Below are 13,494 nucleotides of genomic sequence, written 5' to 3' on the forward strand. Positions count from 1 at the left end.
CCTTTTCTTCAAATTAATTTTTTCTGGAATATTTTCGGGCTCTATTCATGGAAATCAAGCCTCCGCAGATCAGCAACAAAATCACTGGACCTAAGACATTGACTCCTTGCCAGAAAGTTTTCTGTTGTGCTACCTTCACCTTATCCAATGGTCTGATTTTGAAAGTTCGGGTTCTGGAAGCGATCAATCCCTCTGGATTTTGAAGGTACTGGACTAAGTTTCGCAGGAATAGCTTATTGGCGAAAACAACCTGATTGAAGGGGTCATCCCCCAAGGATAACGGTGCCCCGGACTGTGGGTCAGTTTGGCTTTGGAAAACTTCTCCATCGCTAATGGCAACCACTTTTCCTGACCCGGATTCTTTGAAATTTTCCTTGGAAAATCCTTCAGGAAGAAATCGATTTTTGAATAAGGAGGTAAACTCACCTTCCAATAGGTAAACCAATGGCAAATTCTTCTGATTATACAGATTGACATCCGGCTCCTGCTCCATATCTCTAAAAGCTACTCGGGCAGGCGCCTGAACCACCCTGGAATATTCCGATGTAAACACCAAAGGCGTCTTCTTTATCCCAGGAGCCATCACCGTATCCATAGTACTGGCAAAGCGGAAATAGACCACGTCCAATCCTTTGGTAATGGGATGATTTGCCATCCGATTCGCTTGGATATAAAACGGCCAAGGAAGCTGAACCATTTGAGCTAAATTACCGAAATCGCCTCCCATTACCGGGAAATAACCAAAATTCAAATCTTGTATCAAATCCTTGTTGATCCGAACGCCATATTTAAAAAGTAGGTTTTCAAGCCCATTATCGTAAGGCATCGCCAAGGTTCCCTCTCCACCAGCTTGCTCTACGTCTACGGCCACCCCATCACTTAGGACCACCAGATTCCCCCCATGCATCACATATTGATCCAGGAGAAAAACATCTCTTTCAGAATAGCTTTGTCTTGGACCTTGAATGAAAATCGTTTCAAAATTGATCAGATCTTCTACCGTACGGGCTTGTTCCAAAGGCACCTTGAAAATCTCAAAATCACCATCCAGCGCCTCTACGATACCATACCCTTCATCCTCTTTCATCTCCTCATGACCAATCAGCATGGCAATTGCTCCGGCATTTTGAGTGTTCAATTTTCGAATCGCATTACTCAATTCAAACTCCAAATTCTCTATGGATTGATTCAATATCTGATCTTGATTCATGCCTGCTTCACCTTTGAGAATCAATGCTCCAGACTCAAATTCTTCATTGTAAACCAAGACACCCGGAAAAATCAATTTAGTTTGCTGACCGCCTGTTTGATTGACATAAACATTGGTCGGGTTAATCCCATAATTTGCTAATTCTACCACAAATTCCTGTTGCTCATCAGGTGGCAAACTCAGGGGATCGAAAAAAGAATAGGTTATTTTTTCAGGGCTATAAGCATTGAAAGTCCGAATGGTTTCCTCCACAGAGCGTTGCAATCTTCGCATTCCTCCTGGCAAGTCATCGGCCATCAACAAAATCTCCACATGGACCGGCTCGGTCAATTCAGACAGAACTTCTTCGGTTGCGGGATGAAGTGAATAGCGCTTATCCTCAGTCAAATCGATTCTGAAATGGATCAACTTTGCCAAAAGAAAGAAAAGAATTATTCCCCCTAGGAGTATCCCGATAGATTTGGCGATATGGTTGGTGGTCAATTTCATTTTTTTCTCAAAACCAAAACAGACAAACCCAAAAACAACCAAATCATACCTAGCATAAAAAACAAATCCCCGGAATCCACCACTCCTCGGCTCAAATTCATGTAATGGAAACTCAGGCTCAATTCTTCCACATAATAGGCTACATTTCCCACATTAAGTTCAGCTAGGGCTGAAAATCCAAAGTATAGGACAAAGCATAGAAATACTCCCAACACAAAAGCGACTACCTGCTGGGATGTCAAAGCAGAGGAGAAAATACCAACTGCCGAAAACACAGCTCCTATCATCAAAAGTCCAATCCAGCTTCCAAAGAAACTGGCCTGATCCAAATTCCCAGCTGGATCTCCCAATTGAAGAATGGTGAAATAATAGATCAGAGTCGGTAAAACTGCCAAAAATACCAGTACCAAAAGAGCTCCGTATTTGGCAAGAATAATCTCCAATAATGAAAGAGGGGAAGTCTGAAGCAGCTCCCAAGTGTTATTTCTTTTTTCCTCAGCTATAGCACGCATGGAAAGTGCCGGGATCAAAAAAGTAAAAACGTAAGGTGTGTAAGTGAAAAGCGGTTCTAGATCGGCATATCCATAATCCAACACGCTGGTTTCAGGAAAAACCCAAACGATCAACCCCATCGCAACCAAAAACAAGGCTAAAATCAAATAGCCCAGCAGGTTGCCAAAAAAGGCGTTTATTTCTTTTAGAAACAGGCTTTTCATTGGGTAATATCTCTAAAAAGGTCTTCCAGGTTCTTTTTGCTTTGATTGAGATTGATCAGATTCAAACCTCTTTCATTGATCAAAGCCATCACCACTTTTCTAGCGGCTTGAGGATCGCCAATTTGGATTAGGACCTGATGATTTCCTTTCGGACCAAATTGTACAGTACCCAAATTCTCAAACCAACTCAACTCCAATTCCTCCTCAGTCTCCAAACTCAATTGATTTTGGCTTCCTTGATTTTGGAAGTTCTCCAAAGAATCAACTGCCTTGATCATCCCTTTGTTGATGATGACGACATCCTTGCAGATCGCCTCTACTTCCTGCATGATGTGAGTAGAAAGAATCAGCGTCTTCTCCGCAGCCACCTCTTGAATCAATTTCCGAATTTCTACCAATTGATTCGGGTCCAAACCCGTGGTCGGCTCATCCAAAATCACCACTTTGGGGTCATGGATCAAAGCTTTTGCCAAGCCTACCCTTTGCTGATAGCCCTTGGAAAGCTGTCCGATTTTCTTGTGCTGCTCCGGAGTCAATCCTGTTTTCTCCAGCATTTCCCCCAGTCTTTTATTCAATTCCTGCCCTTTCAGTCCATACAATCCCCCTGAGAATGCCAAAAACTCTTTGACATACATGTCCTGATACAATGGATTTTTCTCGGGTAGGTATCCGATTAGAGGAGATACTAATTTAGGGTTGCTCAATGCATCTTTCCCTAAAACCTGAACAGCACCACCATCAGCCTGAATATATCCGGTAATGATTTTCATTGTGGTGGATTTCCCAGCTCCATTTGGACCCAAAAAACCTAAAATTCTCCCAGGGACAGCCGTAAAGGAAACCTCATTGAGGGCCTTTTGGGAACCATAATTTTTACATAACTGAGAGACTACTAATGACATAAGCTACAAAAGAGACCAACCGGGAGTTCACCCGCATGGCAAGGGCAAAAACCCGGTTGAGAAAGGTCTAAGGCAAAAATAGGGAATGCCTCTCGTTACACAAGTTTTGCCCACCAAAATCTAAACGGCAAAACAATAGATTTCTTCTATTCCATACAGAAATTATCCTCTTGGTTTCAAAGGTCGACATTCCACATCTGCCACAAAGTAATTAGGGTGGGTTTCCAAGGTTTGAACAATCGTAGTGGCAACATCAATTGGTCGCATCATATGCTCGTGGGCATCAATACCCGGGATTTCATCAAAGAAATTGGTCTGAACAGAACCTGGATAGATCGTGGAAACTTTGATTCCAAAATCCCTCAATTCCATGTACAAAGAATGGGAAATCCCTCTCACCGCATGCTTGGTCCCCACATAGCCCGCAAAATTCTTCACGCCATTCAATCCTGCTATGGAAGCAACATTTATAATATGTCCTTCAGCAGCCTTTTTCATAGCCGAAATCACTCTCTTAGTTGTGTAAAAAACCCCATGAACATTGGTATCAAACATCGCTTTCCAATCTTCAGAAGAGAAAGTTTCAGTCTCTCCCGCTACACCAAATCCAGCATTATTCACCAAAATCTGGATATCAGAACCTAGTTTTTTGATTGTGTGTTGGTAAGCACTTTCAACTGATTCCTCTTTGGCTACATCACAGGTGAAAAAATGAAAATTAGCGTGGTTCAAATCAGGTTGATTTCTTCCCCAACCAGCCACAGTCACTCCTTTATCCAAAAGGATTTTGACTACTTCCAATCCGATCCCTTTACTGACTCCAGTTACGATTGCTACTTTATCTTTTAAGTCCATTGCTTATTTGGTTTTATATCGATTCCATATTCTTCTTCATAAATCACATTTGAATAAAATGGTTCGAAGAAACCAGTTTTTTTAAAAAACATGTGGATCATAAGCACCTATTTCTTTTAAATTGCCAATTCAAGTAAAAACCAATACCAACCAAATTATTAAATGAAAAAACTAATTCTCCCCTTACTTCTTATTAGTGGAGTAAGCTTTGGACAGACGAAACTTCGTCCAGCGATTGACAAAAAAGCGAATGAAATTGAGTCAAAAGTAATAGAATGGAGAAGAGATCTCCACATGCACCCAGAATTGGGAAATCAGGAATTTAGAACTGCAAAAAAGATTGCTGACCACCTGAGATCACTTGGAATAGAAGTGACAGAGGAAGTGGCCGTGACTGGTGTTGTTGGAGTATTGAAAGGTGGAAAACCGGGACCAACAGTAGCCTTGAGAGCAGATATGGATGCTTTGCCAGTTACTGAGCGAAATGACCTTCCATTCAAATCTGTCAACACAGCAACTTACAATGGTCAAGAAACTGGAGTGATGCACGCTTGTGGCCATGATACTCACGTAGCGATTTTAATGGGAGCTGCCGAAGTTCTGGCTAGTATGAAAGACCAGCTTCAAGGCACAGTTAAATTTTTGTTTCAACCTGCTGAGGAAGGAGTTTACGATGCTGATATTGCAGGCGCTGAATTGATGGTTGCCGAAGGTGTGATGGAAGATGTAGACGCTGTATTTGGCTTGCATATCGCGTCCCAGATGGAAGTGGGTAAAATTGGCTATCGTTCTGGACCAAGCCTAGCTGCTGTAGATAACTTGGAAATCACCTTAACAGGCAAACAAGCACACGGCGCCTCTCCCTGGTCTGGCGTGGATCCTATTGTCACCAGCTCTCAAATCATTATGGGACTTCAGACCATTTTGTCTAGAAACGTAAATATCACGCAAAATCCAGCAGTGGTTACTGTAGGAGCGATACATGGTGGTATTCGCCACAATATCATTCCTGAAAAAGTGGAAATGATCGGTACCATCAGAACTTTTGGAGATGAGCAACAAGCCTTAGTCCACAAAAGAATCACTGAGATTGTCACAAACATCGCAGAAAGCGCTGATGCAGAAGTTGATTTGAAAATTGAAAAACTATACCCTTCAACAGTCAATGATCCAGCTTTAACATCTAAAATGGAGCCTACTTTAACAGCTGCTGCTGGGGCAGAAAATGTTATTTATATGACTCCAGTTACTGGTGCAGAGGACTTCAGCTTTTTCCAGAGAGAAAAACCAGGGCTATTCATAAGCTTGGGTGGAATGAAAAAAGGAGGCGATCCTACCAAAACCCCTTCCCATCATACTCCCGGATTCTACATTGATGAAGGTGGTTTCACCTTAGGCGTTCGAGTAATGAGCTACTTTGTCGTGGATTATATGGGACAAGAAAAATAAAGTCTTTAAATTCCCTAAAGCCCGCAAATTTTATTGCGGGCTTTTCATTTTAAATTACTTCTGCTGACACCCCAATTCTTTCCGATGAAAAAGCTGCTATACCTTCTCACATTCATTTCTATTTCTATTCAGGCTCAGACTAATCTGAGATATACTATCGATCAAAAAGCCAATTCTATTGAGTCAAAAGTTATTGACTGGAGGCGGGATTTCCATCAGCATCCTGAATTGGGAAATCAGGAAGTCCGGACTGCCAAAATTGTAGCTGATCATCTCAGATCCTTGGGAATGGAAGTAACAGAAGGAGTCGCTGTCACAGGTGTGATTGGAATTCTTAAAGGAGGAAGACCAGGCCCTACTGTGGCTTTGAGAGCTGATATGGACGCGCTACCTGTTACTGAAAGAAATGATCTTCCTTTCAAATCTGTCAATACTGCAACTTACAATGGGCAAGAAACCGGAGTAATGCATGCTTGCGGACATGACTCTCATGTTGCCATTTTGATGGGCACCGCTGAGGTTTTGGCTTCTATGAAAGAAAATCTCGAAGGAACAGTGAAGTTCATTTTCCAACCAGCTGAAGAAGGAGTTTCAGAAGCTGAGATTTTTGGTGCAGAACAAATGGTCCAAGAAGGTGTGTTGGATGATGTCGATGCTATTTTTGGATTGCACATCTGGTCTCAAGTCGAGGCTGGCAAAATCGGATATCGATCAGGACCATTTATGGCAGCTGTTGATGGCTTAAATGTAACTATCAAAGGAACTCAAGCCCACGGAGCGTCTCCTTGGTCTGGAGTGGACCCTATAGTTACCAGCTCACAAATTGTAATGGGACTACAGACCATTCTGTCCAGAAATGTAAATATCACACAAAACCCAGCTGTGGTGACCATCGGAGCAATTCACGGAGGAATCCGACACAACATCATACCCGAAAAAGTAGAAATGATCGGTACAATCCGGACATTTGGCACACAGCAACAAGAATTGGTACACAGAAGAATCAAAGAGGTAATTTCAAATATTGCTGAAAGTGCCGGAGCGAAAGCAGAGATTGATCTATCCTATGGTTATCCTTCTACTGTCAATGATCCCCAATTGACGAGTAAGATGATTCCCTCCATGGAATCAGCGGCAGGAAAAGAAAATGTCTTCATCATGGATCCCCAAACTGGAGCGGAAGATTTCAGTTTCTTCCAGAAAGAAATCCCGGGACTTTTTATTTTTCTAGGAGGCATGAAAAAAGGCGGAGATCCATTGACTACACCATCCCATCACACGCCAGATTTCTTCATCGAGGAAAGTGGCTTTACCCTTGGCGTAAAAACCTTAAGCTATTTTGTAGTGGATTATTTTGAAGACTAATTATTGCGTTTTTACTTTCAACAGATCTAAGCCCAGTTTTTGAAAAAATCGCGCTTTCTTTTTTCCATTTCGAAGAAAATAGACCACAGATTGACACTTCTTTCCCCAATTTCTAAAAGCTAAATCCGCCTCCTTTTCATTTTTTAGCCTTGGCACTGGTATTGACCTACTGGGTACTGTAACGGTTTTCTTTAACGAAACTAAACCAACAACACCACTATTATGAAAACGATAATTGCAATAGCCACGGGATGCCTTGCAATTGGATTGAGTATGACATCCTGTTCGGAAAAACAGGTTAAAAATGAAGAGGTATCCGAGCTTTATGAGAAGAAATCAAAATCTGAATTAATCCAACTGGAATCAGAAGTCGAGAGGAAGTTGGAAAGATTGGTCTATTTAAAACAGAAGGCTGAAGGACTTGAAAAATCAAGGTTGGAAATCAAGGTTGATGAATTGAAAGAGCAAAAGGCTCAAATCAAGAGAATGCTTGCTGAGCTTGAAAACCCTTCAGATTTCGACAAAACGAATAAAGATGATTCTTCACAAAAGAATAAATCAGAACAAAAAAACAAAGATGGAGAAAGTTTGACTACTTAATCCAGATTTGAATCAGACAAATAGTAATGGGCTTACAAAAAGGAAAAGAGCTAGTCTTGTTGACTAGCTTCTTTTTTTAACCCGAATTATGCAATAGATTTCGTCATGAATGCAATAATTGCAAGAAAATCAGGCTGTTTGGAAACTGAGGCATAGCACCGCTATGGTGATCCCGAAAGTTGTCGGGATGAAAACAGCAATGAAATAGCTGATTTTGAAGCAATTAATAAATGGAATAGAATTGCTATCACATATTTTGGGTTTAATTCAAAAGCTGTTTTTTTAATAGCTTTTCCAAGTTTAGATTCTCGAAAAAGAGGCCCAAACCTTTCCTAAATGAAGTTTTTCGGATGGGTATTCCCCGATTTTGTACGGCGATTTTTGCCATGATATCCCAATGCTTTAAAATTTCCTTCCAAGCATTCCAAAGTGAATTAGCAGGATCATACATATGAGTCGGCTCACTCATCGCTCCATTCAACTCTATGATTTTGAAATCCTCCCCATTTTTCAAAGACTCAAAATCCTTGTACAGCACATCAAATCGACCATAATAAAACCCTGGGATGCGTTTGGCAATTTCCTCGATTTTCGAAGTCAATTTCTCATCAACCAAATGAGAAATATTGATAAATTCAGCTCCTCGGGTATGACTACCTACCTCCAGTAAAGTGATTTCCTCTCCCTTTGGAATGACTTCTCCCCATCTTTCCTTCCACAGATTTCTCAACCTTTCAATTTGAAAGTTAAATCGGGGATTTGCTTGAATCAACTGCTCTAAAGTATGATTACCATCTCCATGAATTTTCATAAAGTTCTTTTGAACTACTCCCGTAATAAAGCCTTTCTCGGCCTTTGGAAAACGACAATAAAAAATCCCAACTTCATTCGAATAAGGTATTTTCTCCTGAATCAAAAATGGCAAATTGAATTTCTGACCGTAATTAATGAGCTCTCCTTCGGTTGAAATCGTCTCCACTCCCAATCCTTTCAGACCTTGATTGGGCTTGGCGATTATTGGGTAGAGTAATCCTAGACTTTTCACTTTCTCTATCGGGTCTTCCCCTTCCAAAATCAAAGCTGTTTGTGGAATGTACTCATCTGGAAGCAAATCATAAATCACCGATTTAGGCGTCATGGCCATCCCCCCAAAGGGCATTGCCGGATTTGTTTTTTCGAAGAAAAAAAGACTTTGAGCCTTGATCGAATAGAAAACCCAAAATGGTGAAAGTGGGAGGTAAACTGCTCTTGTACTCCAATATTCCAAGTGATTGAGCTTATAGGAAAAATCTTTCCAGTTAAACTTCATTCCGATAAGACAAAGTCGAGGAGGCTACCCCAAAAGAGTTCTTCACCAAAGACCTATCTCCCAACTCATGAAGAGCCACTTTGATCAAAGCCTTGTGATGGATGCAGTGCTCAATATTGTAAAGCAATTCTCTAGAATAGGTTGAGGAGCAACTGAGCTGTTTATTTGAAAAATTGGAATAGACCAGCTCCAAATCCTTTTCTGGTCGGTCCAATTGCTGGGTTAAATTTTGAATTGCCAGAATGGCTACCTGTCTTTCATTTTCAATTCTTGAATCTCGAACTCGCAAATCATAATTGATGAGCCCTTGTTCATATTGATTAATCAAGCAGGATACGAATTCTACCACATGTCGAACGTGGGCTCAAACTGTCCCATCATCCAAAGGGGTGATTTTTTTAGAATAATTTTCACAAGAAATGCCTTGAAGCAAAGACTCCAGTTCTTTTAACTGGTATTGAAGGTCCTGGATCATTGGAAGTTCAGATTACAAACAATGGTTCTTTTATTTTTAAACAGTCAGAAAAGAAAATATTAGGTATTTCGGAAGCCCTAAACTCACGCAACTTCTGTTTCTAATTAAAAGATTTTCAGGGAATTTTCCGAAGGAATATGATAAACTGGCATTTCTGGGATGAATTTCTTCACCCATTCTGCCATAAATTCTGAGCCTCCTTCCTCACTGGCAGAATGCCCAATGACAACCAAAGAGACTTTGTCTCCTTTTTCGTTTGCGTTTCTAACATATTCCTGCGTTTCCCATTCTGGAGATTCTCCCACAATCAAAACATCCGGTCTTTCCAGCATCAAGCCCTCAATTTGACGACGTCCTCCAATCGCACCTGGATAAAGCAAAACCTTGGAAATTGATTGGTTCAAATCCCCGACATATCTCATGGATGGAACATCCAGTTTAATTTTCAGATGAGTTATCAATTCTGCAAGAGTTGTATTTGGAATATTCAAAACCGCATCATTTTCATAATATTCTGTCCAACCAATCTGATCGACTGCTCCCTTCTGAACCCCATCTACTTGAAGACTATGGACGTAATCATGGTTTCTCCAAACGGCTATTCTATGTTCATCCAAAAGCTTTTTTTTGTATTCAAAGACATCATCATCTACCAACCACTCGGTCTCATCCAAATGATTGTAGAAGGTAGGCTCGTGAGTGATGATGAAATTGGCATTTTTGGCAATAGCTTCTCTGATTACAGTGATTGTGGCAAACATGGTAGTTACTATCCCCGTCACCTCAGTATCCTTGTTTCCTGATTTTAGAGTATCGACAGTATTTGGAAAAGGAGCATCTGGAACTTGAGAAATAAACAAGTCCATAATTTCTCCAACAGTCCAATTTTTCTTTTCAAGAAAAGAGGAGCCAAATGAAGGAATGGAAAAAATACTTCCTGCAATAGTAAGTGTTGACGTTTTTAAAAAATCTCTCCTGTTCTTATGATTCATGGTTATTGGGATTATTTGGTGATCAATTTATCAAAATCAAAAGGAGCTCAGAAGGGAGTCAGAAAAAAAACAATAAATTTTCGGTTCTCTTTTTACAGAACTAACAAAACTTTGTTTATCTTTGTCCCGTTATACCAGCAAAAGCTAAAAAAAGCATGGTCTTAAGCGAGAAACAAAAAGAGCTAATAGAAAGAATCGGAGTTTTCCATGAACACAAAGGAATGCAGCCTTTGGTTGGGAGAATTATGGGTTTGCTTTTGGTTCATGATGATGCTGAGGCAACTTTTGAAGAGATTGTAGAACTCCTAGGAGTCAGCAAAAGTGCGGTAAGCAATGCATTGACTTTCCTACAGGCAAAAGATAGAGTCGTCTATACCACGAAGCCTGGAGACAGGAAAAGGTACTTCAAATTGAAAGTGAATGACTGGAGAGCTGAGTTTGAGAGGGATCTTCTCAAAATCGCAGAAATCAAAACTTTTGTAGATGAAGTCTTGGAAGAAAGAAAAGATAAAGGATCAGATTTTTGTTCGCGAATGCAGGATTTCTCCAACTTCTTAGAATTCTTCAAGCAAGAAATTCCCTCTCTTTTCGAAAGATTCAAGAAGAAGTATTCCTAAAAAAATTTGAATCATTGGTTCTCTTTTTACAGAACTAACAACACTTAACATAATCAACTATTATTTACCACAATGTTTAAAAAGGATCTGATTTATTCACTAGCAATCCTCTTTCCGGGATTTTTAGCAGCTCAGACACAAGAAGCTGAATTTACTCTTCCGGATACATTGACTTTCAAGGAAAGCATTCAGATAGGATTGGAAAACAATAGAAACTATCAAAAGGCTCTATTGGACGAAGACAAGGCAAAATACCAGCGAAACGAAATCCGTGGAGCTGGTCTTCCTCAACTATCGGCCTATGGTAACTATAATAATTTCATCGATGTATTTCCTCAGGCAATCCCTGGTGGAGGTTTCTTTGGGGGAGATCCTGAAGACATCAATGTAATTGCATTTGGGGTGCCACAATCCCTGAAGGCAGGTTTTCAGTTGAACCAATTGATTTATAGCAATTCCTACTTGATAGGATTGAAAGCCGCCAAAACTGGAGAGGAATTCTACAGACTTTTGGCTCAACAGTCAGAGGAAAATGTGATCCATGAGATCGCAATGAACTACCTATCTACTATCCAGCTTCATCTTCAGCGTGAAAACTTATTGGCAACAATCGATCAGTTGGAAGGATTGGAAAAAATCCTCAAAGCGCAATACGAAAACGATCTGGCTAGAAAGGTGGATTTGAATAGAGTAACGGTTAATCTGACTTCGGTAAGATCTGAATTGGAAAACCTAGACATCGCTATTTATCAGCGTGAAGGCTATTTGAAATTGGTGATGGGAATTCCAGTTGAAACTCCAATCAACTTGGATAGATCTGTTGCTGATATGAATACAGTTGTGAAGAATTTCCAGATCGCCGGATTCAATGTTGCCGACAGAAAAGACATGCAAATTCTAGGAGTCCAGGAGCAATTGTATGAATATGAGTACAAGAATATCAAGGCAGAAAACCAGCCTCAGCTATTCGGATTCGCAGATTTCAACAAAAATGCATTTTCCCAGCAATTTGATTTCTTAAGTACTAACAAAAGCTGGTATCAAGGATTCCTAATCGGTTTGAAATTGGAGATTCCGATTTTCGATGGTCTACAAACCAGAAACAAGGCAGCTCAATCCAAAGTCAAAGCGCAACAACTTCAATTGGATAGAATCCAAGCAGAAGATGCAGCCAATTTGGAATACCAAAGTGCCCTTAACAAGTATTACAACTCCTTAAGCACCTTGAATTCTTTGGAGGAAAATTTGGCTTTGGCTAAAGATGTCTTGAGAGAAACTGAGTTGCTTTACAAAGAAGCGTTGAGTCCATTGACGGATCTTTTGGACGCAGAATCTACTGAAAGACAAGCCCAAAGCAATTACAACAATCAAATCATTCAAGTGAGAATTGCCCAGCTGGACATTCTTAATTCATCAGGAAAAATCAAAAACCTTACGCTATAAAAGCTAAACCTACCATTATGAAAAAGTTACTTATCGCAGCATTTATGCTTTTAGGTGTCGGAGCCATAGCTTTTACACTTTATAACAACAAACAAGAGCTCAACGAAGAGGCCAATCTGGCCATGAAGACGAGCGAATACATTTCTGTGACAACTGAAAAGGTTACTGAAAAGGCAGTCAACAGAAACTTTGAGGCAAATGGGATTTTTGAGCCGAACCAAGAACTGAAATTGATGTCAGAGACTTCCGGTTCAATTGTGAAGATTCTGAAGAAAAAAGGAAGCTATGTCAAAAGAGGAGATGTAATCGTGCAGGTGGATGACAGATTGATCAGATCGGAATATACTATCGCAAAGCTTCAAAGAGATCAAGCCGAAAAAGACTTGAAGAGATTTGAAAACCTAGCAAGCACTGACGCGATCACCAAAAAGCAACTGGAAGAAATCCAAAACGGATTCAAAATCGCAGATGCTCAATTCTCAGCATTGCAGAAAAGATTGGATGACACTCAGATCAAAGCTCCAATCTCTGGCTTCATCAATGAAGATTACTATGAAATGGGAACATTGGTAAGTCCGGGAATGCCAATCGCCGACATCATCAATACGACGCCATTGAAACTGACAGTAAATGTGACTGAAAACGAAATCTCCAAAGTGAAAGTAGGTGATGTGATTCCAGTCTCAGTCAATGCGATCCGTGGGGAAGAGTTCTCAGGAAAAGTAGATTTCATCTCCAACAAAGCTGATGGATCTTTCAAATATGAAGTGATCCTTTTGATGAATAGCAAAAACCAGAATCAGATCAAGCCAGGAATGTTCGGAACTGCTGAATTCCAATTTGCACAAACAGGTCAAGTGTTGAAAATCGACAGAAAATCTGTGGTTGGAAGTTTGAAAAACCCAGGAGTTTATTTGATCCAAAATGGTCAGGCTGTTTACAGACCTATTACCATCAATCCTTTGGATGACGGATCTGTAGAAGTTTTAGATGGGTTGAAAGCTGGTGATGAAGTGATCGCATCAGGCTTGATCAATGTAAAAGAAGGTACTAAAGTCAAGGTCCAATAAGC

The 13,494-nt window shown here is 40.4% G+C and carries 13 protein-coding genes; 6 read left to right on the forward strand and 7 right to left on the reverse strand.

What is annotated here, in order from left to right:
* Positions 1–13 precede the first annotated feature (13 nt).
* From gldG to O0V13_RS00255, 4 genes are all read right to left on the reverse strand, one after another.
* The gene (gldG, locus tag O0V13_RS00240) at positions 14–1,699 is read right to left on the reverse strand and encodes a gliding motility-associated ABC transporter substrate-binding protein GldG (protein WP_268032980.1); all 1,686 of its coding nucleotides are present in this window, start codon (positions 1,697–1,699) and stop codon (positions 14–16) included.
* Positions 1,696–2,415, reverse strand: coding sequence for a gliding motility-associated ABC transporter permease subunit GldF (gene gldF, locus O0V13_RS00245; protein WP_268032981.1), 720 nt, complete (start codon positions 2,413–2,415; stop codon positions 1,696–1,698). The genes gldG and gldF overlap by 4 nt, the downstream gene beginning before the upstream one ends.
* Positions 2,412–3,317, reverse strand: a complete 906-nt coding sequence (gldA, locus tag O0V13_RS00250) for a gliding motility-associated ABC transporter ATP-binding subunit GldA (protein WP_268032982.1) — start codon at positions 3,315–3,317, stop codon at positions 2,412–2,414. The genes gldF and gldA overlap by 4 nt, the downstream gene beginning before the upstream one ends.
* Positions 3,318–3,479: 162 nt before the next feature.
* Positions 3,480–4,172, reverse strand: coding sequence for an SDR family oxidoreductase (locus tag O0V13_RS00255; RefSeq protein WP_268032983.1), 693 nt, complete (start codon positions 4,170–4,172; stop codon positions 3,480–3,482).
* 162 nt (positions 4,173–4,334) lie between these two features.
* On the opposite strand from O0V13_RS00255, the gene O0V13_RS00260 reads away from it, so the two are divergent.
* The 3 genes from O0V13_RS00260 to O0V13_RS00270 all read left to right on the forward strand — a co-directional run bounded on the left by O0V13_RS00260 (position 4,335) and on the right by O0V13_RS00270 (position 7,586).
* Positions 4,335–5,621, forward strand: coding sequence for an amidohydrolase (locus O0V13_RS00260; RefSeq protein ID WP_268032984.1), 1,287 nt, complete (start codon positions 4,335–4,337; stop codon positions 5,619–5,621).
* Between the two features lie 84 nt (positions 5,622–5,705).
* A complete protein-coding gene (locus O0V13_RS00265; protein WP_268032985.1) occupies positions 5,706–6,986 on the forward strand; it encodes an amidohydrolase in 1,281 nt (426 codons plus the stop codon).
* A 222-nt stretch (positions 6,987–7,208) separates the two neighbouring features.
* Positions 7,209–7,586 carry a hypothetical protein gene (locus O0V13_RS00270; RefSeq protein ID WP_268032986.1) on the forward strand — a complete coding sequence of 126 codons (378 nt, stop codon included), beginning with the start codon at positions 7,209–7,211 and terminating at the stop codon, positions 7,584–7,586.
* Between the two features lie 262 nt (positions 7,587–7,848).
* Here O0V13_RS00270 and O0V13_RS00275 read toward each other — a convergent pair whose 3' ends face one another.
* The 3 genes from O0V13_RS00275 to O0V13_RS00285 all read right to left on the reverse strand — a co-directional run bounded on the left by O0V13_RS00275 (position 7,849) and on the right by O0V13_RS00285 (position 10,362).
* Positions 7,849–8,895: a hypothetical protein gene (locus O0V13_RS00275; protein ID WP_268032987.1), complete on the reverse strand. Its 1,047-nt coding sequence runs from the start codon at positions 8,893–8,895 to the stop codon at positions 7,849–7,851.
* Positions 8,885–9,244, reverse strand: coding sequence for a hypothetical protein (locus O0V13_RS00280; RefSeq protein WP_268032988.1), 360 nt, complete (start codon positions 9,242–9,244; stop codon positions 8,885–8,887). The genes O0V13_RS00275 and O0V13_RS00280 overlap by 11 nt, the downstream gene beginning before the upstream one ends.
* A 230-nt stretch (positions 9,245–9,474) precedes the next feature.
* Positions 9,475–10,362: a Nif3-like dinuclear metal center hexameric protein gene (locus O0V13_RS00285; protein ID WP_268032989.1), complete on the reverse strand. Its 888-nt coding sequence runs from the start codon at positions 10,360–10,362 to the stop codon at positions 9,475–9,477.
* Positions 10,363–10,517: 155 nt separating this feature from the next.
* Here O0V13_RS00285 and O0V13_RS00290 point away from each other — a divergent pair, with 155 nt between their 5' ends.
* The 3 genes from O0V13_RS00290 (at position 10,518) to O0V13_RS00300 (ending at position 13,492) form a co-directional block, all read left to right on the forward strand.
* Positions 10,518–10,979: a GbsR/MarR family transcriptional regulator gene (locus tag O0V13_RS00290; protein WP_268032990.1), complete on the forward strand. Its 462-nt coding sequence runs from the start codon at positions 10,518–10,520 to the stop codon at positions 10,977–10,979.
* Between the two features lie 72 nt (positions 10,980–11,051).
* Positions 11,052–12,422, forward strand: coding sequence for a TolC family protein (locus O0V13_RS00295; protein ID WP_268032991.1), 1,371 nt, complete (start codon positions 11,052–11,054; stop codon positions 12,420–12,422).
* Positions 12,423–12,439: 17 nt separating this feature from the next.
* Entirely contained in the window at positions 12,440–13,492 is a 1,053-nt protein-coding gene (locus O0V13_RS00300) for an efflux RND transporter periplasmic adaptor subunit (RefSeq protein WP_268032992.1), read from the forward strand.
* The last annotated feature ends 2 nt before the right edge of the window (positions 13,493–13,494 follow it).

Origin of the sequence: Algoriphagus sp. PAP.12, assembly GCF_026652115.1 — a bacterium.
Lineage (GTDB): Bacteria > Bacteroidota > Bacteroidia > Cytophagales > Cyclobacteriaceae > Algoriphagus.

Coding starts and splice junctions, on each gene's coding strand:
- O0V13_RS00285 (WP_268032989.1), bottom strand. CDS start 10,362: ATGAATCATAAGAACAGGAGAGATTTTTTAAAAACGTCAACACTTACT.
- O0V13_RS00270 (WP_268032986.1), top strand. CDS start 7,209: ATGAAAACGATAATTGCAATAGCCACGGGATGCCTTGCAATTGGATTG.
- gldG (WP_268032980.1), bottom strand. CDS start 1,699: ATGAAATTGACCACCAACCATATCGCCAAATCTATCGGGATACTCCTA.
- O0V13_RS00275 (WP_268032987.1), bottom strand. CDS start 8,895: ATGAAGTTTAACTGGAAAGATTTTTCCTATAAGCTCAATCACTTGGAA.
- O0V13_RS00290 (WP_268032990.1), top strand. CDS start 10,518: ATGGTCTTAAGCGAGAAACAAAAAGAGCTAATAGAAAGAATCGGAGTT.
- O0V13_RS00260 (WP_268032984.1), top strand. CDS start 4,335: ATGAAAAAACTAATTCTCCCCTTACTTCTTATTAGTGGAGTAAGCTTT.
- O0V13_RS00265 (WP_268032985.1), top strand. CDS start 5,706: ATGAAAAAGCTGCTATACCTTCTCACATTCATTTCTATTTCTATTCAG.
- O0V13_RS00255 (WP_268032983.1), bottom strand. CDS start 4,172: ATGGACTTAAAAGATAAAGTAGCAATCGTAACTGGAGTCAGTAAAGGG.
- O0V13_RS00295 (WP_268032991.1), top strand. CDS start 11,052: ATGTTTAAAAAGGATCTGATTTATTCACTAGCAATCCTCTTTCCGGGA.
- gldF (WP_268032981.1), bottom strand. CDS start 2,415: ATGAAAAGCCTGTTTCTAAAAGAAATAAACGCCTTTTTTGGCAACCTG.
- gldA (WP_268032982.1), bottom strand. CDS start 3,317: ATGTCATTAGTAGTCTCTCAGTTATGTAAAAATTATGGTTCCCAAAAG.
- O0V13_RS00300 (WP_268032992.1), top strand. CDS start 12,440: ATGAAAAAGTTACTTATCGCAGCATTTATGCTTTTAGGTGTCGGAGCC.